General features: G+C 71.5%; 12 protein-coding genes (1 of these 12 running past the window's edge). 7 read left to right on the top strand and 5 right to left on the bottom strand.

The annotated features are described in order from the left end of the window. On the bottom strand, positions 1-1,004 hold a 1,004-nt coding region (gene arcC / locus E1300_RS10990), incomplete at its 3' end, for a carbamate kinase (RefSeq protein WP_131756788.1). 259 nt (positions 1,005-1,263) lie between these two features. On the opposite strand from arcC, the gene E1300_RS10985 reads away from it, so the two are divergent. The 3 genes from E1300_RS10985 to E1300_RS10975 all read left to right on the top strand — a co-directional run bounded on the left by E1300_RS10985 (position 1,264) and on the right by E1300_RS10975 (position 5,247). Further along, the gene (locus E1300_RS10985) at positions 1,264-2,484 is read left to right on the top strand and encodes an arginine deiminase (RefSeq protein ID WP_131756787.1); all 1,221 of its coding nucleotides are present in this window, start codon (positions 1,264-1,266) and stop codon (positions 2,482-2,484) included. Positions 2,485-2,546: 62 nt separating this feature from the next. After that, a complete protein-coding gene (argF, locus tag E1300_RS10980) occupies positions 2,547-3,548 on the top strand; it encodes an ornithine carbamoyltransferase (RefSeq protein ID WP_131756786.1) in 1,002 nt (333 codons plus the stop codon). Between the two features lie 13 nt (positions 3,549-3,561). Beyond that, the gene (locus tag E1300_RS10975) at positions 3,562-5,247 is read left to right on the top strand and encodes an alpha/beta hydrolase (RefSeq protein ID WP_207399638.1); all 1,686 of its coding nucleotides are present in this window, start codon (positions 3,562-3,564) and stop codon (positions 5,245-5,247) included. 6 nt (positions 5,248-5,253) lie between these two features. Here E1300_RS10975 and E1300_RS10970 read toward each other — a convergent pair whose 3' ends face one another. The 3 genes from E1300_RS10970 to E1300_RS10960 all read right to left on the bottom strand — a co-directional run bounded on the left by E1300_RS10970 (position 5,254) and on the right by E1300_RS10960 (position 6,741). Beyond that, the gene (locus tag E1300_RS10970) at positions 5,254-5,937 is read right to left on the bottom strand and encodes a CPBP family intramembrane glutamic endopeptidase (protein WP_242619071.1); all 684 of its coding nucleotides are present in this window, start codon (positions 5,935-5,937) and stop codon (positions 5,254-5,256) included. Between the two features lie 64 nt (positions 5,938-6,001). Beyond that, the gene (locus E1300_RS10965; RefSeq protein ID WP_131756784.1) at positions 6,002-6,292 is read right to left on the bottom strand and encodes an SHOCT domain-containing protein; all 291 of its coding nucleotides are present in this window, start codon (positions 6,290-6,292) and stop codon (positions 6,002-6,004) included. An 11-nt stretch (positions 6,293-6,303) separates the two neighbouring features. Next, positions 6,304-6,741, bottom strand: a complete 438-nt coding sequence (locus tag E1300_RS10960; RefSeq protein ID WP_131756783.1) for a DUF6325 family protein — start codon at positions 6,739-6,741, stop codon at positions 6,304-6,306. Between the two features lie 364 nt (positions 6,742-7,105). On the opposite strand from E1300_RS10960, the gene E1300_RS49955 reads away from it, so the two are divergent. Further along, positions 7,106-7,732, top strand: coding sequence for a hypothetical protein (locus tag E1300_RS49955; protein ID WP_165502792.1), 627 nt, complete (start codon positions 7,106-7,108; stop codon positions 7,730-7,732). Positions 7,733-7,841: 109 nt separating this feature from the next. Here the strand turns inward: E1300_RS49955 and E1300_RS10950 are convergent, their stop codons facing one another. Then, positions 7,842-8,249 carry a hypothetical protein gene (locus E1300_RS10950; RefSeq protein WP_131756781.1) on the bottom strand — a complete coding sequence of 136 codons (408 nt, stop codon included), beginning with the start codon at positions 8,247-8,249 and terminating at the stop codon, positions 7,842-7,844. A gap of 420 nt (positions 8,250-8,669) precedes the next feature. On the opposite strand from E1300_RS10950, the gene E1300_RS10945 reads away from it, so the two are divergent. The 3 genes in view from E1300_RS10945 to E1300_RS10935 are tightly spaced (at most 47 nt apart) and all read left to right on the top strand, a layout consistent with a single transcriptional unit that may run on beyond the window. After that, positions 8,670-8,879, top strand: a complete 210-nt coding sequence (locus E1300_RS10945; RefSeq protein WP_131756780.1) for an MbtH family protein — start codon at positions 8,670-8,672, stop codon at positions 8,877-8,879. A 47-nt stretch (positions 8,880-8,926) separates the two neighbouring features. Continuing rightward, on the top strand, positions 8,927-11,290 hold the full coding sequence (locus E1300_RS10940) for a non-ribosomal peptide synthetase (RefSeq protein ID WP_131756779.1): 2,364 nt from the start codon (positions 8,927-8,929) through the stop codon (positions 11,288-11,290). Continuing rightward, positions 11,287-18,895, top strand: the 5' portion of a protein-coding gene (locus E1300_RS10935) for a non-ribosomal peptide synthetase (protein ID WP_131756778.1). The gene runs 5,420 nt beyond the window's last position; the window shows 7,609 of its 13,029 coding nt (coding positions 1-7,609); it begins with the start codon at positions 11,287-11,289; the stop codon falls past the right edge of the window. Before E1300_RS10940 ends, E1300_RS10935 begins: the two co-directional genes overlap by 4 nt.

Genomic DNA, 18,895 nt, shown 5'->3' with positions numbered 1-18,895 from the left:
CGTTCACCGAGGTGGGTCAGGATGCGGTCCGCTGACAGGGTGTGGATGTCGAAGGCGGAGGCGGTCTTCTGCGCGTGGTCGTTGACAGCCTTCGCCGCGATGACGTTCGTGCCCGCCTCACCCGCGACGATCTTCGTGATGTCGGCGAGGGCGCCGATCGCCGCGCGCCGTCCGGACCTGGCGGCGAACCGCGCCGCCGCCTCCACCTTCGGCCCCATCGAGCCGGCGGCGAACGCGTGGGCGGCCAGCTCCTCCGGCGCCACCCGCCCGAGCCGCCGCTGCTCCGGCGTGCCCCACCCGAGGTACGCGCCGTCCACGTCGGTGGCCATGACGAACAGGTCGGCGCGTACGTCCTCGGCGAGCAGCTCGGCCGCGTGGTCCTTGTCGATGACGGCCTCGACGCCCAGCAGCTCGCCCCGCTCGGAGGCCGGGAGCATCGTCGGGATCCCGCCGCCGCCCGCGCAGATGACCACGGCGCCCCGGGCGAGCAGCCAGCGGATCGGCTCGATCTCCAGGATCCGCTGCGGTCTGGGGGAGGGGACGACCCGGCGCCAGGCGGAACCGTCCTGGTGGAACGTCCAGCCCTTGTCCGCCGCGAGCTCGGCGGCGGCGTCCCGGTCGTAGCCCGGGCCCACGAACTTCGCCGGCGCGGCGAACGCCGGATCCTCGGGATCGACGGTGATCATCGTGAGCAGGGTCGCCACCTGGCGCCGCGCCGGCAGCAGGCTCCGCAGCTCCTGCTGGACCAGGTAGCCGATCATCCCCTGGGTGCCGGCGTCCAGGACGTCCAGCGGGTACGGCTCCGCTCCCCGGTACGCCTCCGCCTGGAGCGACAGCAGCCCCACCTGCGGCCCGTTCCCGTGCACGACCACCAGATCGTGGTCGGCGGCCAGCGGCGCGATCTGCTCCGCCGCGACGCGGACGTTCCGCCGCTGCACCTCGGTGGTCATCGGGTCCGAGCGCCGGAGCAGCGCGTTGCCGCCCAGCGCGATCACGATCCGCACAGGAGCCCTCCTCGTTTCCCAGGACGGCCCCGGCGGCGGGCCATGTGTCCTGCGCGCGTCCGCTCGGCGTTGTGTCCAGTGCGCGGCGTCCCGCGTGTTCGCAGGACAAAGGTCCGTCGGCGGCCCCGGGCGTGCCTCACCCGCCCGGGGTGAAGCACCGCGAGGAGGCCCCGGCCGATCCTTGCGGACGACACGACGCCCCGCCGCACGACCACCGACCGGTGCGCGCCGCGGCCCGCCTGGAACGAGGTGATCGGACATGCCGTTCGGAGTGCACTCCGAGGTCGGCCGGCTGCGCAAGGTCATGGTGCACAGGCCCGGGCTGGAGCACGCGCGCCTCACGCCGTCGAACGCCGCGGAACTGCTCTTCGACGACGTCCTGTGGGTCAGCAGGGCCAAGTCGGAGCACGACGCCTTCTGCGAGGTGATGCGCGAGCGCGGCGTCGAGGTGTTCCACGCCGAGAGGCTGCTCGCCGAGGCCCTGGCCGGAGCCGAGGCCCGGAGCTGGGCCTGCGGCCACATCCTGAACGAGCGCGAGATCGGGGTCACGGCGGCGGCCCGCGCCCGCGAATGGGCCGAGGACGCCGATCCGGGCGTCGTCGCCGAGTTCCTGATCGGCGGGATCACCCGGGCGGACGTGGGCAGGGACGTCGGGCTCGTGTGGGAGTCCGCCGATCCGACGGGCATGCTGCTGCCCCCGCTGCCGAACTTCCTGTTCCAGCGCGACCCGTCCTGCTGGATCCACGAGGGGGTCACCCTCAACCCGATGACCAAGCCCGCCCGCCGGCCGGAGACCATGATCATGGAGGCGATCTACCGCTTCCACCCGATGTTCGCCGCCGACAAGTTCCCGGTCTGGCTGGGCGGCGCGGACGAGGACTGGGGGCGCGCCCATGTGGAGGGCGGCGACGTCCAGCCGATAGGCAACGGCGCCGTGATGATCGGCATGGGCGAGCGGACGACGCCGCAGGCGGTCCTGTGGATCGCGCGCTCGCTGTTCCGGGCCGGCTCGGCGCGGCTCGTCCTCGCCGTGCACCTGCCGAAGTCGCGCAGCTACATGCACCTCGACACCGTCATCACGATGTGCGACCGCGACCTCGTGACCCTGTTCCCGCAGGTCGTCGACGGCGCCCGGACGTGGGCGATCCGGCCCGGCGAGAACGCCGACGACCTCGTCGCCGAGGAGCGGCGGCGGCCGCTGCCCGAGCTGATGGCCGAGGCGCTGGAGGTGTCCGCGATGCGCGTGGTCCCGACGGGCGGGGACGCGTTCGAGGCCGAGCGCGAGCAGTGGGACGACGGCAACAACGTCGTGGCCCTCGAACCCGGCGTCGTCATCGGCTACGAGCGCAACACCGGCACCAACACCGCCCTCCGCAAGGCCGGCGTCGAGGTCGTCACCGTCGAGGGCTTCGAGCTCGGCCGCGGCCGGGGCGGCTCGCACTGCATGACCTGCCCGCTGCAACGCGACCCGGCGTTCTGACGCCCGACCGCGGTGACCCGTCCTCCCGACCGTCCGCACCGACGACCCACCAGGAGCCTCACGTGGCGCTCAACCTCAAGAACCGCAGCTTCCTCAAGGAGATCGACTTCGAGCCCCGCGAGCTGCGGCACCTGCTGCGGCTCGCGGAGGCGCTGAAGCTCGCCAAGTACGCGGGCAACGAGGTCCGCCGGCTGCACGGCAAGGAGATCGCGCTCATCTTCGAGAAGACCTCCACCCGGACCCGGTCGGCGTTCGAGGTCGCCGCCTACGACCAGGGCGCCCACGTCACCTACCTCGACCCGTCGGGCTCCCAGCTCGGGCACAAGGAGTCGGTCGCCGACACCGCCGCCGTCCTCGGCCGCATGTACGACGCGATCGAGTTCCGTGGCACCCGGCAGGCGGACGTGGAGACGCTCGCCGCCCACGCCGGCGTGCCCGTCTACAACGGGCTCACCGACGAGTGGCACCCCACGCAGATGCTCGCCGACTTCCTCACCATGCAGGAGGCGAGCGGCAAGGCCCCCGACGGCCTCTCCTACGCGTTCGCGGGCGACTGCCGCTTCAACATGGGCCGCTCCCTGCTCGTCATGGGCGCGCTGATGGGCAGCGACGTCCGCCTCACCGGCCCGGCCGAGCTGCACCCTCCCAAGGACGTCGTCCAGCTCGCGGAGGACATCGCCCGCCGCACGGGAGCCCGCGTCACCGTCACGTCCGATGCGCGCGAAGCCGTCGCGGGGGTCGACTTCGTCCACACCGACGTCTGGGTGTCCATGGGGGAGGCGAAGGACGTCTGGAACGACCGTGTGAACCTGCTCAAGCCGTACCAGGTGAACACCGCCCTCCTTGAGGCGTCCGGCAACCCGTCGGTGAGGTTCATGCACTGCCTGCCGGCCTTCCACGACCCGAACACGGTGGTCGGGCGCGGCATCATGGAGCACACCGGCATGACCTCGGGCCTCGAAGTGACCGGGGAGGTCTTCGAGTCGGAGGCCAGCATCGTCTTCGACCAGGCGGAGAACCGCCTCCACACGATCAAGGCCGTCCTGGTGGCGACCCTGGCCTGAGGTCGGAGGCATCATGGCTCAGGACACGTCCGGGCGGCGGGCCGCCGGCACGGCACCGGATACCGGACGGCGCCGCGGGCCGCTCCACGCGACCCTTCCCGGCTGCTGGGGCGCGGTGGCGCTGGCGTGCCTCTCCTTCACGCCGTCGCTGCTGCCGCGCGGCGGCCTGCTCCAGGGGCTCATCAGCGGCCTCGCCGCAGCCATCGGCTACGGGCTGGGCGTGCTCGCCGCGCTCCTGTGGCGGGCCTTCGCGGACCGGGAGCCGCGACCCGCCCGGCGCTGGGCCCGGCTCACCCTCCTGGTCGCCGCGCCCCTGCTGCTGGCCGCCGCGTTCGGGCTCGGGCAGTACTGGCAGCACGAGATCCGCGAACTGATGGGGGTGACGGACTACAACGTCCCCCTCGCCGTCGCGTCACCGCTCATCGCGGCGCTGACCTTCACCCTCCTCCTGCTCACCGGACGGGGCGTCCGCGCCCTCTACCGCCGGGTCGTGCGTCTCCTCAGGCGCTGGATCGGGCCGCGTGCCGCCCTCGCGGTCGGCTGGCTCCTCGTCGCCGGCCTCGTGTACGCCGTCGTCAGCGGCGTGCTCCTCGACGGGCTCATGGCCTTCGCGGACAAGGCGTCCTCGCTGCGCGACACCGAGACCCCGGAGGGCGCCCACCGGCCGGCGTCGGGCCTCCGCTCCGGAGGGCCCGGCTCCGCCGTCCCGTGGGACTCGCTCGGACGGGAAGGACGCGCCTTCGTCGGCACCGGACCGTCCCAGGCCGGCATCGCCGCCCTCACCCACCGGCCGGCGAAGGAGCCGATCCGGGCGTACGCGGGACTGGCGACGTCCGGCGACACCGAGGCACGGGCCGCCAAGGCGGTCGCCGACCTGAACCGGGCGGGCGGCTTCCAGCGCAGGAACCTGCTCGTCGTCACGACGACCGGCCGCGGCTGGGTCGACCCGGCCTCGGCGGACACCTTCGAGTACCTCAACGGCGGCGACACCGCCATCGTCGCGATGCAGTACTCCTACCTCCCGTCGTGGATCTCCTACCTGGTCGACCAGTCGAAGGCCAGGGAGGCGGGACGCGGCCTGTACGACGCGGTCTACGACCAGTGGTCGAGACTCCCCGCGGACCGGCGCCCGCGGCTGTTCGTCACCGGCGAGAGCCTCGGCTCCTTCGGCGGCGAGAGCGCCTTCAGCGGCGAGTACGACCTGCGCAACCGCACCTCCGGCGCGCTCTTCGTCGGCCCGCCCAACTTCAACACCCTCTTCCGGGACTTCAGCGACCACCGCGCCGCGGGCAGCCCGGAGATCCAGCCCGTGTACAAGGACGGCCGGACCGTCCGCTTCACGGACGACGCCGGCGCGGGCGTCCCCCCGGCCGGACGGCCCTGGGACGGCACCCGGGTGCTCTACCTGATGCACCCGTCCGACCCGATCGTGTGGTGGAGCCCCCGCCTCCTGCTCCACAGGCCCGACTGGACCGGGCAGGCGCCCGGCGACGACGTCCTGGGGAGCGTCTTCTGGATGCCGTTCGTCACCTTCTGGCAGATCACCGCCGACCTCCCCTTCGCCACGGAGGTACCGGGCGGCCACGGCCACGCATACACGACGGAGAACGTCGACGCGTGGAACGCCGTCCTGCGGTCCGGCGCCACCGGCCAGGAGCTGGCGGACCTCAAGAAGACCATCGCGGCGACCGGCGACTGACGGCGGTCACCGCAGCAGGAAGCCCCCCAGGTATCCGAGCGCGTTGACGGCCCAGTGCAGGCCCATCGGCGCGAGCAGGCTCCCGCTCCGGCGGCGCAGCTCGCAGAACACCACGCCCGCGGCGCCGGTGAACAGCACCGCGCCGAAGTCGACGACGGCGGTGCCGAGCACCGAATGACCGAACACCGGCTCCAGCGCGGGCACCGCGGCCGCCAGCCCCAGCGACGGCAGGACGTGCCACAGCCCGAACAGGACGCTGGACACCGCCGTCGCCCACACCGTCCCCCGGGCGCGGCGCACCAGCCCGTACAGCACCCCGCGGAACGCGATCTCCTCCAGGAGCACCGTGCAGACCGGGACCTTCACGAACATCCGGAAGGCGATGCCGGCACCCGTCAGCCCGTTGTGCCGCTGGTCCTCGAACAGGCCCCGGGTGGCCGGAAGCAGCGCCCCGGCCGCGTACACCACGGCGACCGCGCCGACCAGGACCGAAGCCCAGCGGGCCCCGCGCCCGAGCGTGGACGGATCCAGCCCCGCGTCCGTCCACGTGCCCCCGGCCGCCGCGAGCACGGCCAGCAGAAGCGCGCTGACCGCTACGGCGGTCAGCGCGCAGAACGACGGCGCCCACCGGTTGCCGAGCAGGTTCGCGAGCACGAGAACGAGCACGACGACGGCCACGGCCGTGCCCACGGTGATCCGCCGCCGCGTCGGCGCACCCGCGGCCAGGTCGCCGGGACCGGTGTCCGGCGGGACGTCACCTGGCGAGGATCCTGGCCTTCTGCGCCGCGAACTCGGCATTGGTCAGGATGCCCCGCTCCTTCAGGTCCGCCAGGTCCTTGAGCTGCTCGACCGGGTCGGTCGGCGGCGCCGCGGGACCGGACGCGTAGCCCGGCTGCCGCTCGTACGCCTCCTCGCGATCGGCCGCGATCCGCGCGTCGCGCTCGGCGAACCGCTCGGCCTGGCGCCGCTGCACGCGTCCGCTGACCGCCGACGCCGTCCCCGCGATCACGGCCGTCCGCGCGACCCCTCTGAGCAAACCGGGCATGACTCTCCTCCTCAGGCCGTCGCTTCGAGCGCTTCGAGCGCGTCCATCACGTCCGTGGCGGGAATGCGCGCGCTCGCGACGACCTCGCCGCCGCTCGCCCGCGCCGCGGCCACGAACGGCACGGCCCAGGTGTTCTCGTAGACGACCAGCGCCGCCACCGTGCCGGGACGCAGGGCGGCGGACGCCTCGCGCACGTCCTCGTCGCCCAGCAGCCCCGACCGCGCGCCCGCGAACTCGGCGAACACCCCGAGCTCCTTCGCCTCCGGCCGCGCCAGGTCGAGCAGCCGCACCGACCCGTCCGGCCCCATCTCGATCACCACGAGGTCGTACACCCGGATCACGCCGCGCTCGACGAGATCCATCAGGGCGCGCGCCGTGTCACCGGTGAGCCGGTCGCCGGGGAACTCCAGCAGAAGGAAGTCGATGGGACCGTGGACGTCCACCGCCATGCCGCTCACCTCGTCCGTCTCGGGAACGCGCTGCCTACACGCGGAAGTCTGCGAGAAGCCGAGGACCGGCGGCATCCCCCACGACGGGTGACGCTCCCTCCCACACGACAGCCGACCGGGTTCCCCCGGACTCGACCATGCCGAGCACGCCCCGCCGCATCGTCCAGAGACGCCTACGGGCCTGGAGACACCAGGCACACCGACCGTCTCAGGTGGCCGCCGGGGCGATACAAGTGTCCCCGCCTCTCACGAGCGACCTGGCGTATCGATCTCGTCCGCCGGAAACACCTGCGGGGACGCCCGCAATGGCCACCGGACGAGCGTCCGGAAAGCCGCGTCCCACGACATCAACGAGGAGCTCCCGATGGCTCTGCACTTCCCGATCGCCGTGCGCGGCGTGTCCGCGGCGCTGCTGGTGCCGGTCCTGGCCGCCGGCTGCGGCGGCGATGCCTCAACACCGCATCGAGCCCGTCCTCCCTCGGCGTCGGGCAAACCCTCGGGGACACCGGGAACGATCCCCAGCCGGGCCGCCGGGACCTGCCACGCCACCAGCACCGGCCCCGCCGTCACCCGGCCTGATCGCACGTGCACGCCGGGTGCCACCAACCCCGCCGTCACCCAGGCCACGATCAAGTCCACGGTGTGCCGGCCGGGCTACACCCGCTCGATCCGTCCGCCCGCCTCCTACACCGATCGGCTCAAGGTCACGCAGATCCGCTGGTACGGGTACCGCGACCACCGCACCCGCTCCTACGAGGAGGACCACTTCCTGCCGCTCAGCCTCGGCGGCGCCCCCAGCGACCCCCGCAACCTGTGGCCCGAACCGGGCGCGAGCCCCAACCCCAAGGACGACGTGGAGTTCTCGGTCTACCGCGGGCTGTGCGAGGGAAAGGTGACGCTGGCCGCCGCGCAGCACGCCATGCTCACCAACTGGACGACCGCGCTGGCGGTGCTGCACCTACCGGCGCAGCACCCGGCCACCACCGACTGATCCAAGCCCACGGGCGAGCACCCGTGCGCGCCATCTTCACCAGCGCGACGACCGACACCTGAACGACCCGGCCACGCCGCGAGAGGCCGCTGGCAGGAGCGCGTCGGTGTCAGACCCAGTAACGGCCCAACTTGGCTGATGTGAGCGGTGCATCGGATTTATAGATGACGTCGAGCTGCAACTTCGCGGGGTTCGTGGGACCGTGGAAGTGCGGGCAGGCCGACGGCGGGAACCCTACGTATTCGGTGCCCGCGTAGAGGTACCAGGCGACGCAGGCTCCGTCCGGTCCGGTGAACACGCCGTCGCCGGGAAGCAGATCCTCGATCCAGCCGGTGATGTGATAGGTGCCGTCGCCTTGCGGGCAGAGGGAGATCTCACCCCGGCCGTAGTCCTGGGTCTCGGTGGCGGTGACGCAGTCCGCCTCCTTGGGCGGTGCGGCATAGGAGGTCGCCGCGGCCGCCGGTAACAGCGCGCAGGCGATACCGATCACGGATAAGAAGCGGGTGGGAGCCTTCATCTCGGAGCCTTTCCTTGCGGTCATGCCGGGGGAGCGAAAAGGTCGGCCGCCATCGAAGGCCCCACTCTAGGGGTGACGGGACGGGCCGTCACCATGAGGCCGTTGGATGCCGGGGACGCGGTTTCCCGCGGAGTGTTCAAGTGTGGCACCGCCCCAGTTGGACGCAGGTCACGTGCGGGTTCGCGTGGCATCTCGGCAGCGTCCGCGCAAGGGCGGTGCCGCCGCGCGCCACAGTGTTGATCAGTTCGTGGCCCTCATGCATAGTGAGCGGCGGCTGGGGTGCCTTACCGATGGGGGCCGGCCGCGACAGCGGCGCCCCGCCGCGATTTCCCGGTCTTTGATGCGCCTTTCTCGACCGCCTTCCGCCGCTGCGCGGGGACGGCCGCTGATCTGGTCACGAACGCGAGGAGAGGGTAGGGAATGAATCCTTTCGACGACCCCGATGCGAACTTTCTCGTCCTGGTCAACGAGGAGGGCCAGCACTCCCTGTGGCCGGTGTTCGCCGATGTGCCGGAGGGGTGGACGACCGTGTTCGGGGAGGCGGGCCGGCAGGAGTGCCTCGACTACGTCGAGAAGAACTGGACCGACCTGCGTCCCAAGAGCCTGATCAAGGCCATGGAGCAGGGCTAGGGCCCGTTCTTCCCGGCGGGTTCCGAGTCGATGGCACGCACGCTCGGATGCGCGCCGCATGCCTGCCCGGACCGGTCGGCTCGGTACCGGCCGGCATTCGCTGTCCAGTAGTCGCTGAATCGGTGGGGTGTGCGAGCGTGGCTGCGATCCAGATCCGCGGGTTCCGGGTGGAGCCGGACGAGGTCGAGTCGGTACTGGCCGGGCATCCCGCGGTCGCGCGGGCGGCGGTGGTCGTCCGGCCGGACGCTCCGGACGCCGAGCGCCTGATCGGCTACGTCGTCCCCGCGCACGGTGCGGACGGCGCGGAGCTGCCCGGGAGCGTCAGGCGGTTCTGCGCCGGCAGGCTGCCGGAGCACATGGTGCCGTCCGCGGTGGTGGCCCTAGAGGCCCTGCCTCTCACGGTGGGCGGTGAACTGGATCGCCGCGCGCTGCCGCCGCCGACCGGGCTCGACCTGGCGGAAGCGCGCGAGGAACTGCTGTGCCAGGTCTTCGCCGAGGTGCTGGGCCTCGACCGCGCCGGAACGGACGGCGATCTCCCCACCGCGGGCGTCCGCCCGCTGCCTGCCCCGGCGGGTGCGGTACGCGCGTCGGTGGTGGAGATGTTCCAGGAGCAGGCGCGCCTGTCGCCTGAAGCGCCGGCGGTGGTGTCGCAGGAGGAGACGATCTCGTACCGGGCGCTGGACGAGCGGGCGGACCGGCTCGCTCGGTACCTGGCGGCCCAGGGCGTGGGCCCGGAGTCGGTGGTGGGGCTCTGCCTGCCGCGCGGCGTGGAGATGATCACCGCGTTGCTGGCCGTGTGGAAGGCGGGTGGCGCCTACCTGCCCGTCGACCCGGCCTTGCCGGCGGGACGGGTCGCGTTCATGCTCGCCGATGCCGGGGCCGTCCTGGTGCTGGGGACGCGCGAGGTGGCCGAGAACCTGCCCGCGGGCCGCGTGCGCGTCGTGGCGTTGGACGACCCGATGCTGGCGGTCCTGACAGACGGCCTCGCGGATCGGCCCCTCGAAGTGGTGGTGCCGCGAGGCGGGCTGGCCTACGTGATGTACACCTCCGGCTCGACCGGCCGCCCGAAGGGCGTGGGCGTCACTCATGAGGGCTTGGCCGATTACGTCACCTCAGTGCCTCCGGCAGTGGGTTTCAGGCCGGACGGCGAGCCCGGCCGATACGGGTTGTTGCAGCCGCCCTTCACCGACCTGGGGAACACGGTGATGTTCTCCAGCCTGGTCAGTGGTGGCGAACTGCATGTACTGCCGGGGGAGACGGTCACCGATCCGGGCGCGGTGGCGGAATATCTTGAGCGGCACGCCATCGATTTCGTGAAAGCGGTGCCGTCCCATTGGGCGGCGCTGTCGGCGGGGACGGCGAAGGTCCTGCCCGCGCGGTCGCTGGTCCTGGGCGGTGAGGCGGCTCCGGCGAGCTGGCTCGAAGAACTGCTCGCCGCTGCCGAAGGCGCCGGTTGCGGGGTGTTCAACCACTACGGGCCGACCGAGGCGACGATCGGTGTGGTGACCACCCGCCTGACCCGTGAGAAGGTCACCGCCGGGACGGTTCCGATCGGCAGACCGGCCGCTGCTGCCCGCGTCTACGTGCTGGACGGGAAACTGGGCGTGGTGCCGCCGGGAGTGACCGGCGAGCTGTACGTTTCCGGTCCGCAACTCGCCCGGGGATATGTGGGGCGCGCCGCACCGACCGCCGAGCGGTTCGTGGCGTGCCCGTTCGAGCCGGGGCGGCGGATGTACCGGACAGGGGACCGGGTCCGCTGGAACTCCTCCGGTGAAGTGGTGTTCGTCGGCCGGAGCGATGACCAGGTGAAGATCCGCGGTTTCCGGATCGAGCCTGGCGAGGTCGAGGCGGTTCTGGCCGGGCATCCCGCGATCGCGCGGGCCGCCGTGGTCGCCCGCGAGGACGCGCCCGGTGATCGGCGGTTGGTCGGCTACATCGTTCCCGCTGAGGGGCCGGCGAGCCGGGACGACGCGGAACTGGCGCTGTCGGTCAAACGCATGTGCGCGGAACGGCTGCCGGAGTACATGGTGCCGTCGGCGGTCGTGACGCTGGACGCGCTGCCCCTGACGGGCAATGGCAAGCTGGATCGCCGCGCCTTGCCCGCGCCCGAATACCGGGTGAAGCAGAGCCGCCCCCCGGCGAACGAACGCGAAGAGTCGCTGTGCCAGGTCTTCGCCGAGGTCCTGGGCTTGGAACGAGTGGGCGTGGATGACGACTTCTTCGCCCTCGGCGGCCATTCCTTGCTGGCGACGCGGCTGGTGAGCCGGATCCGTACGGTGCTGGGCGCCGAGGTGGAGATCCGAGCCGTCTTCCAGACCCCCACCGTGGCGGATCTGGCTTCGCAGGTCGGTGATCGGAAGTCGACGCGGCCTGCGCTGCGGCCGATGCGTCAGCAGGAGGAGTCCCGATGATCCCTTTGTCGTTCGCGCAGCGCCGGTTGTGGTTCCTGGCGCAGTTGGAGGGGCCGAGCGCGACGTACAACAGCCCGGTGGTGCTGCGGCTGACCGGTGCGCTGGACCGCCGTGCGCTGGCCGCCGCGATGCGGGACGTGCTGGAGCGCCATGAGGTCCTGCGGACGGTGTATCCGGCGGTGGACGGCGAGCCGTTCCAGCGCGTCCTCGGCATGGACGAGCTGGACTGGTCCCTGCGGATCGTGGATCTGGTCGGCAACGGAAACGGTGAGCCGGTCCTCGATGAGGTGACCGACCTGCCGGTGATGGACGCCTTCGGTGACGACTCGGCGGGCTGGCCGGTCGTCCAGGTGCCCACGCAGGTGGCCGAAGAGATCACCACAGCGGTGTCGTACGCGTTCGACCTGCTGGTGGAGATTCCGATCCGGGCGTGGCTGCTGGGAGCAGGGCCGGACGAGCACGTGCTGGTGCTGGTGGTGCATCACATCGCCGGTGATGGCTGGTCGATGGGGCCGTTGGCGCGGGATGTGTCGCAGGCGTACACGGCTCGATGCGAGGGTCGGGCGCCGGGGTGGGCGGCTTTACCGGTGCAGTACGCCGACTACGCGTTATGGCAGCGCGAATTACTGGGCGATGAGAATGACCCCGGCAGCGTCCTGTCTCGGCAGATTGGCTATTGGCGGGAAGCGCTTGCGGGAATTCCCGAGGAGCTGGCGTTACCGGTGGACCGTCCGCGTCCGGCGGTGGCCAGCCACCGTGGGCACAGCGCTGAGCTGGAGGTGCCCGCGGATCTGCACGCCCGTTTGCTGGAGTTGGCCAAGGCCGAGGGCGTGACGCTGTTCATGGTGCTGCAAGCTTCCCTGGCGGCCCTTCTCTCACGCTTGGGTGCCGGCACCGACATTCCGATCGGTTCGGCGATCGCGGGCCGTACCGATGAGGCGCTGGACGATCTGGTCGGCTTCTTCGTCAACACCCTCGTCCTTCGCACCGACCTATCAGGCGACCCGACTTTCGCTGAACTGCTAGAGCGCGTCCGGGAAACGAGCCTGGACGCCTACCAGCACCAAGACGTCCCCTTCGAGCGGCTCGTGGAGGAGCTCGACCCACACCGCAGCCTCGCCCGCCACCCCCTCTTCCAGGTGGTCCTGACGAAGCTGAACGCCGGGACCTCGGCCGCCGGAGGCATAGGGGCGCTGGACTGGGCCGGGGCCGAGAGCACGACGCTGTTCGCCGGCAGGTCCGCGGCAAAGTTCGACCTGGACGTGATGGTCGGAGAGGTGTTCGGCGCGGGCGGCGTTCCGGCGGGCCTGCGCGGCGTGGTCACCGGCGCCGCGGACATGTTCGACGCCGTGACGGTCGAGCGGATCACGGCGCGGCTGGTACGGGTGCTGGAGCAGGTGGCCCGGGAGCCGGGGATCCGTCTCGGCGCCGTCGAGGTGCTGACGCGGGACGAGCGCGAGCGCGTGCTGGCCGCCGGGACCGGCGGACCGGTGCCGTCGTCCGGTGCGCCCGTCGTGGAGCTGTTCGAGGAGTGCGCGCGGCGATCGCCCGATGCGGTGGCGGTGGTGTCGGGCGGTGAACGCGTCCGCTACCGGGACCTCGACCGGCGGGCGAACCGGCTGGCGCGCTACCTGGTCGCGCAGGGTGTCGGTCCGGAATCGGTGGTGGGTCTGTGCCTGCCCCGCGGCGTGGAGATGATCGCTGCGTTGCTGGCCGTCTGGAAGGCCGGCGGCGCGTACCTGCCCATCGATCCGGCGCTGCCCGCCGGGCGGGTGGCGTTCATGCTCCAGGACGCGGGCGCGGTGCTCGTCCTGGCCGAGCAGGAGGTGGCCGGGGACCTTCCCGCGGGCCGCGTGCGCGTGGTGGCGCTGGACGACCCGGCGGTGGCGCTTCTGACGTGCGACCTCCCGGAGGACCCCCTCGGAACGGCGGTGTCCGGCGGCGGGCTGGCGTACGTGATGTACACCTCGGGGTCCACGGGCCGTCCCAAGGGAGTGGGCATCACGCAGGAAGCTCTGGCCAACTATGTCGCGTCGGTGCCGTCGGCGGTGGGATTCCGAGCCGACATCGACCGGAGGCCGGGTCGCTTCGCGTTGTTGCAGGCGCCGTTCACGGACCTGGGGAACACGGTGATGTTCGCCAGCCTGGCGAACGGCGGTGAACTGCATGTGCTGCCGACGGACGCGGTCACTGATCCCAGCGCGGTGGCGGAGTACCTGGAACGGCACGGTATCGACTTCCTCAAGGCGGTGCCTTCGCACCTGTCGGCGTTGGCGGCGGCCGCCGGCATGAAAGGCGTGTTACCGGCGCGATCATTGGTCCTGGGCGGTGAAGCGGCCCCGGTGGGGTGGCTTGAGGAACTGCTGACAGCGGCCGAGGGCGTCGGCTGCGAGCTGTTCAACCACTACGGCCCGACGGAGACCACGATCGGCGTGGTGACCACGCGCCTGACCCCGGCCGGTCTCGCGGACGGGACCGTACCGATCGGCCGACCGGTGGCAGGTACGCGCGCGTACGTGCTGGACGAGGCCCTGAGCGTGCTGCCGCCGGGCGCGATCGGTGAGCTGTACATAGCGGGCGCCGGAATGGCCCGCGGATACCTGAACAGGGTCGGACTCACCGCGGAACGCTTCGTCGCCGACCCCCTCCGCCCTGGCGAGCGCATGTACCGGACGGGTGACCGGGCCCGCTGGAACGCCGCGGGTGAGCTGGAGTTCGCGGGCCGGATCGACGAGCAGCTGAAGATCCGGGGGTTCCGGGTCGAGCCGGGCGAGGTGGAGGCGGTCCTGACGGGCCACCCCGCGGTCGCGCAGGCAGCGGTGACGGTCCGTGAGGACGCGCCGGGTGACCGGCGCCTGACCGCCTATGTCGTCCCGGCGGACGGCACGGCGTCCCACATCGGCGACGATCTGGCGTCCGCGGTCAGGCGATCGTGCTCGGACCGGCTGCCGGAGTACATGGTCCCCTCGGCGGTGGTGGTGCTCGACGCGCTGCCCCTGACCGGCAACGGCAAGCTGGACCGCCGCGCGTTGCCCGCACCGGAATACCAGGTGAAGCAGGGACGTGGACCGTCCAACGCCCGCGAGGAACTGCTGTGCCAGGTGTTCGCCGAGGTCCTGGGCCTGGACCGGGTCGGGGTCGAGGACGACTTCTTCGCGCTGGGCGGTCACTCGCTGCTGGCGACGCGGCTGGTGAGCCGGATCCGCACGGTCCTGGGTGCCGAGGTGCCGATCCGGACGGTCTTCCAGACCCCCACCGTGGCCGGATTGGCGGCGGGTCTGGCGGCCGGGACGGAGGGCGAGGTGGTGCGCCCGGCGCTGACGGCGCGGGAGCGTCCCGAGCGGGTGCCGTTGTCGTTCGCGCAGCGGCGGTTGTGGTTCCTGGCCCAGTTGGAAGGGCCGAGCGCGACGTACAACAGCCCGGTGGTGCTGCGGCTGACCGGTGCGCTGGACCGCCGTGCGCTGGCCGCCGCGATGCGGGACGTGCTGGAGCGCCACCAAGCCTTGCGGACGGTGTATCCGGCGCTGGACGGCGAGCCCTTCCAGCGCGTCCTGGCCATGGACGAGCTGGACTGGGACCTGCGGATCGCGGAGATGCAGGACATCGGCGCCATGGCCGATGGAATCTCAGCCGCGGTGTCGTACGCGTTCGACCTCTCGGTGGAGGTTCCGATCCGGGCGTCGCTGCTGGCGTCGGGATCGGGCGAGCACGTGTTGGTGCTGGTGGTGCATCACATCGCCGGTGACGGTTGGTCGATGGGGCCGCTGGCGCGAGATGTGTCGCAGGCGTATTCGGCGCGCTGTGAGGGTCGGGCGCCGGGGTGGGCGGCTTTACCGGTGCAGTACGCCGACTACGCGTTATGGCAGCGCGAACTACTGGGCGATGAGAACGACCCCGATAGCGTCCTGTCTCGGCAGATTGGCTATTGGCGGGAAGCGCTCGCTGGAATCCCCGAGGAGCTGGCGTTACCGGTGGACCGGCCGCGTCCGGCGGCGGCCAGCCACCGCGGGCATAGCGCCGAGTTGGAGGTGCCCGCGGATCTGCACGCCCGTTTGCTGGAGTTGGCCAAGGCCGAGGGCGTGACGCTGTTCATGGTGCTGCAAGCCTCCCTAGCGGCCCTTCTCTCACGCTTAGGCGCGGGCACCGACATTCCGATCGGTTCGGCGATCGCGGGCCGTACCGACGAGGCCCTGGACGACCTGGTCGGCTTCTTCGTCAACACCCTCGTCCTTCGCACCGACCTATCAGGCGACCCGACTTTCGCTGAACTGCTAGAGCGCGTCCGGGAAACGAGCCTGGACGCCTACCAGCACCAAGACGTCCCCTTCGAGCGGCTCGTGGAGGAACTCGACCCGCACCGCAGCCTCGCCCGCCACCCGCTCTTCCAGGTGGTGCTGACGATGCACGACACCGTTGAGGGCGCCCCGAAGCTGCTGGGACTGGACGTCGAGCTCCTGCCGACCGCCAGGCCGGCGGCCAAGTTCGACCTCGACGTGATGGTCGGTGAGGCCTTCCAGGACGGTCGCCCTTCCGGGATCCGCGGAGCGGTGACCGGCGCGGCGGACCTGTTCGACGAACCGACGATGGCGGGACTGGTCGAACGCTGGATCCGGGTACTGGAGCAGATCGCCGGACGGCCCCGCACGCGCCTGAGCGGTGTCGAAGTCGTATCGCCGGGCGAACGGAAGCGGTTGCTGGCCGCGGGCACCGGCAGCGTCCGGCCAGGACCGGACGCGTCGGTGGCCGAGCTGTTCGAGGAGCGTGCGCGCCGATCACCGGACGCGGTGGCGGTGGTGTCGGGCGCTGAGATCGTCACCTACGCGGACCTGGACGAGCGCGCGAACCGGCTGGCCCGCTACCTCGCGGCGCAGGGCGTGGGCGCGGAGTCGGTGGTGGGGCTGTCCCTGCCGCGCGGCATCGAGATGATCGCTGCGTTGCTGGCCGTCTGGAAGGCCGGCGGCGCGTACCTGCCCATCGACCCGGCGCTGCCCGCGAGCCGCATCGCGTTCATGCTCGCCGACGCCGGCGCGGTCCTCGTCCTGGGAACACGGGAGGTGGCGGAGGACCTGCCCGCGGGCCGCGTCCGGACAGTGGTCCTGGACGATCCCATCGTCGAGACGACGATCGCCGCCCTTCTCGACGGCCCCCTCGGAGCAGACGTGCCAGACGTGTCGGACGGCGGACTGGCGTACGTCATGTACACCTCCGGGTCCACCGGCCGACCGAAGGGTGTGGGCGTCACACAGGCCGCACTGGCCAACTACGTCGCTTCAGTACCGCCGGAGGTGGGTTTCCGGGGCGACGCCGATCAGAGGCCGGGCCGGTACGCGTTGTTGCAGGCGCCGTTCACGGACCTGGGGAACACGGCACTGTTCGCGAGCCTGACGACGGGCGGCGAACTCCATGTGATACCGGCGGAACTGGTCACCGACCCGAGCGCGGTGGCGAACTACCTGGACCGCCACGAGATCGACTTCCTGAAGGCGGTGCCATCGCACCTGTCGGCGCTCTCGGCGGGCGCCGGCATGAAGGGCGTGCTGCCGACGCGGTCGCTGGTCCTGGGCGGTGAGTCGGCCCCGCCCAGTTGGCTGGCGGAACTGCTGGTGGCGGCCGAGGATGCCGGCTGCGAACTGTTCACCCATTACGGCCCGACCGAGACGACGATCGGTGTGGTGACCGCGCGCCTCACCCGCGACAGCGTGCCGGCGGGGACGGCGCCGATCGGCGAACCGACCGCCAATACGCGCGTCTACGTGCTGGACGAGGGGATGGACGTCGTCCCGACCGGGGTTACCGGCGAACTCTACGTTTCGGGTGCTCAGGTCGTCCGGGGATATGTGGGTCGTGCCGGATTGACCGCCGAGAGATTCGTGGCGTCTCCGTTTGGGTCGGGCGAGCGGATGTATCGGACGGGCGACCGGGTCCGGTGGAACGCCGCTGGTGAGTTGGAGTTCGTTGGCCGGGTGGACGACCAGGTGAAGATCCGGGGGTTCCGGATCGAGCCGGGCGAGGTCGAGGCGGTTCTGTCCGGGTATCCAGCCGTCGCCCAAGCGGCAGTGATCGCTCGTGAGGACGCCCCGGGAGACCGGCGCCTGGTGGCTTATGTCGTGCCTGCCGACAGCGTGGCGGATCAGGACGATGGGGAGCTGGCGTCGGCGGTCAGGCAGCGGTGTGCGGACCGGTTGCCGGAGTACATGGTGCCCTCGGCGGTGGTGGTGTTGGACGCGCTGCCGCTCACCACCAACGGCAAGCTGGACCGCCGCGCCCTCCCGGTGCCGGAGTATCGCAGCAGGCAAGGTCGGGGTCCGGCCGATGCACGCGAGGAACTGCTCTGCGAGGTGTTCGCCGAGGTCCTGGGGCTCGACCAGGTAGGCGTGGATGACGACTTCTTTGCTCTGGGTGGTCATTCGCTGCTGGCGGTGTCGTTGGTGGAGCGGTTGCGGGTCCGTGGAGTGTCGATCTCGGTGCGGGCGTTGTTCCAGACACCGACGGTGGCGGGCCTGGCAGCGGTGGCGGGGCCCGAGCCGGTCGTGGTCCCGCCCAACCTGATTCCCGAGGGCGCCGAGCAGATCACCGCGGAGATGTTGCCGTTGGTGGAGCTCACCGAGGCCGAGGTGGAGCGTGTGGTGGCGGCGGTGGAGGGTGGTGCGTCCAACGTCGCCGACGTCTATCCTCTGGCGCCACTCCAGGAGGGCATCTTCTTCCACCACCTCATGGAGGCGGGCGAGGGCAGCGACACGTACGTGCTTCCGCTGGTGCTGGAGTTCGACGGCCGTGACCGTCTGGACGCGTTCGTGGACGCGTTGCAGCAGGTGGTGAACCGTCACGACGTGTTCCGTACCGGTGTGGTGTGGGAGGGGTTGCGCGAGCCGGTGCAGGTGGTCTGGCGTAAGGCCGAGCTGCCCGTCCACGAGGGCGTGCTGAGCGCTCAGACCCAGGATCCCGTGGCCGACCTGGTATCCGCGGGTGGCCTGGTGATGGACCTGCGGCGCGCACCCCTCATGGACGTGCACATCGCCCAACGTCCCGATTCCGGGCGATGGCTGGCCTTGATCCGCGTCCACCAGCTGGTCCGTGACCACACCGGTCTGGACGTGCTGCTCGGTGAGGTGCGGGCGTTCATGGCGGGCCGGGGCGGTGAGCTGGCTGAGCCGCCGTCGTACCGGGAGTTCGTGGCGCAGGCCAGGGGCGGGATCCCGGCCGCTGAGCATGAGCGGTTCTTCGCGGAGATGCTGGCGGAGGTGAGCGAGCCGACGCTTCCGTTCGGGGTGGCGGAGGTTCGTGGCGACGGTTCGGGTGTGGTGCGTGCCGCCCGGCCGGTGGAACCCGACATGTCGGGGCGGTTGCGTGAGGTGGCGCGGCGGCTGGGCGTGAGCCCGGCGACGGTGATGCATGTGGCGTACGCGCGGATGCTGGCGGTGGTCTCCGGGCGTGACGACGTGGTGTTCGGGACGGTGCTGTTCGGCCGGATGCAGGCCGGTGCCGGTGCCGACCGCGCGGCCGGGCTGTTCATCAACACGCTGCCCGCCCGCGTCCAGGTCGGCGGAGCGGGAGTGCGCCAAGCCATCACCGCCACCCGGAACCTGCTCGCCGGGCTACTCGAAC

Source organism: Actinomadura fibrosa, from assembly GCF_900659615.1.
GTDB classification, from domain to species: Bacteria; Actinomycetota; Actinomycetes; order Streptosporangiales; family Streptosporangiaceae; genus Spirillospora; species Spirillospora fibrosa.
The sequence above is the reverse complement of the archived record's forward strand: the minus strand, read 5'-3'. Positions and strand labels throughout refer to the sequence as shown.

Excerpts from the sequence above, each read along its gene's own strand:
- E1300_RS10950 (WP_131756781.1), bottom strand. The coding sequence starts at position 8,249 with ATGAAGGCTCCCACCCGCTTCTTATCCGTGATCGGTATCGCCTGCGCG.
- E1300_RS10975 (WP_207399638.1), top strand. The coding sequence starts at position 3,562 with ATGGCTCAGGACACGTCCGGGCGGCGGGCCGCCGGCACGGCACCGGAT.
- E1300_RS10960 (WP_131756783.1), bottom strand. The coding sequence starts at position 6,741 with ATGGCGGTGGACGTCCACGGTCCCATCGACTTCCTTCTGCTGGAGTTC.
- E1300_RS10945 (WP_131756780.1), top strand. The coding sequence starts at position 8,670 with ATGAATCCTTTCGACGACCCCGATGCGAACTTTCTCGTCCTGGTCAAC.
- E1300_RS10985 (WP_131756787.1), top strand. The coding sequence starts at position 1,264 with ATGCCGTTCGGAGTGCACTCCGAGGTCGGCCGGCTGCGCAAGGTCATG.
- E1300_RS49955 (WP_165502792.1), top strand. The coding sequence starts at position 7,106 with ATGGCTCTGCACTTCCCGATCGCCGTGCGCGGCGTGTCCGCGGCGCTG.
- E1300_RS10965 (WP_131756784.1), bottom strand. The coding sequence starts at position 6,292 with ATGCCCGGTTTGCTCAGAGGGGTCGCGCGGACGGCCGTGATCGCGGGG.
- E1300_RS10940 (WP_131756779.1), top strand. The coding sequence starts at position 8,927 with ATGCGCGCCGCATGCCTGCCCGGACCGGTCGGCTCGGTACCGGCCGGC.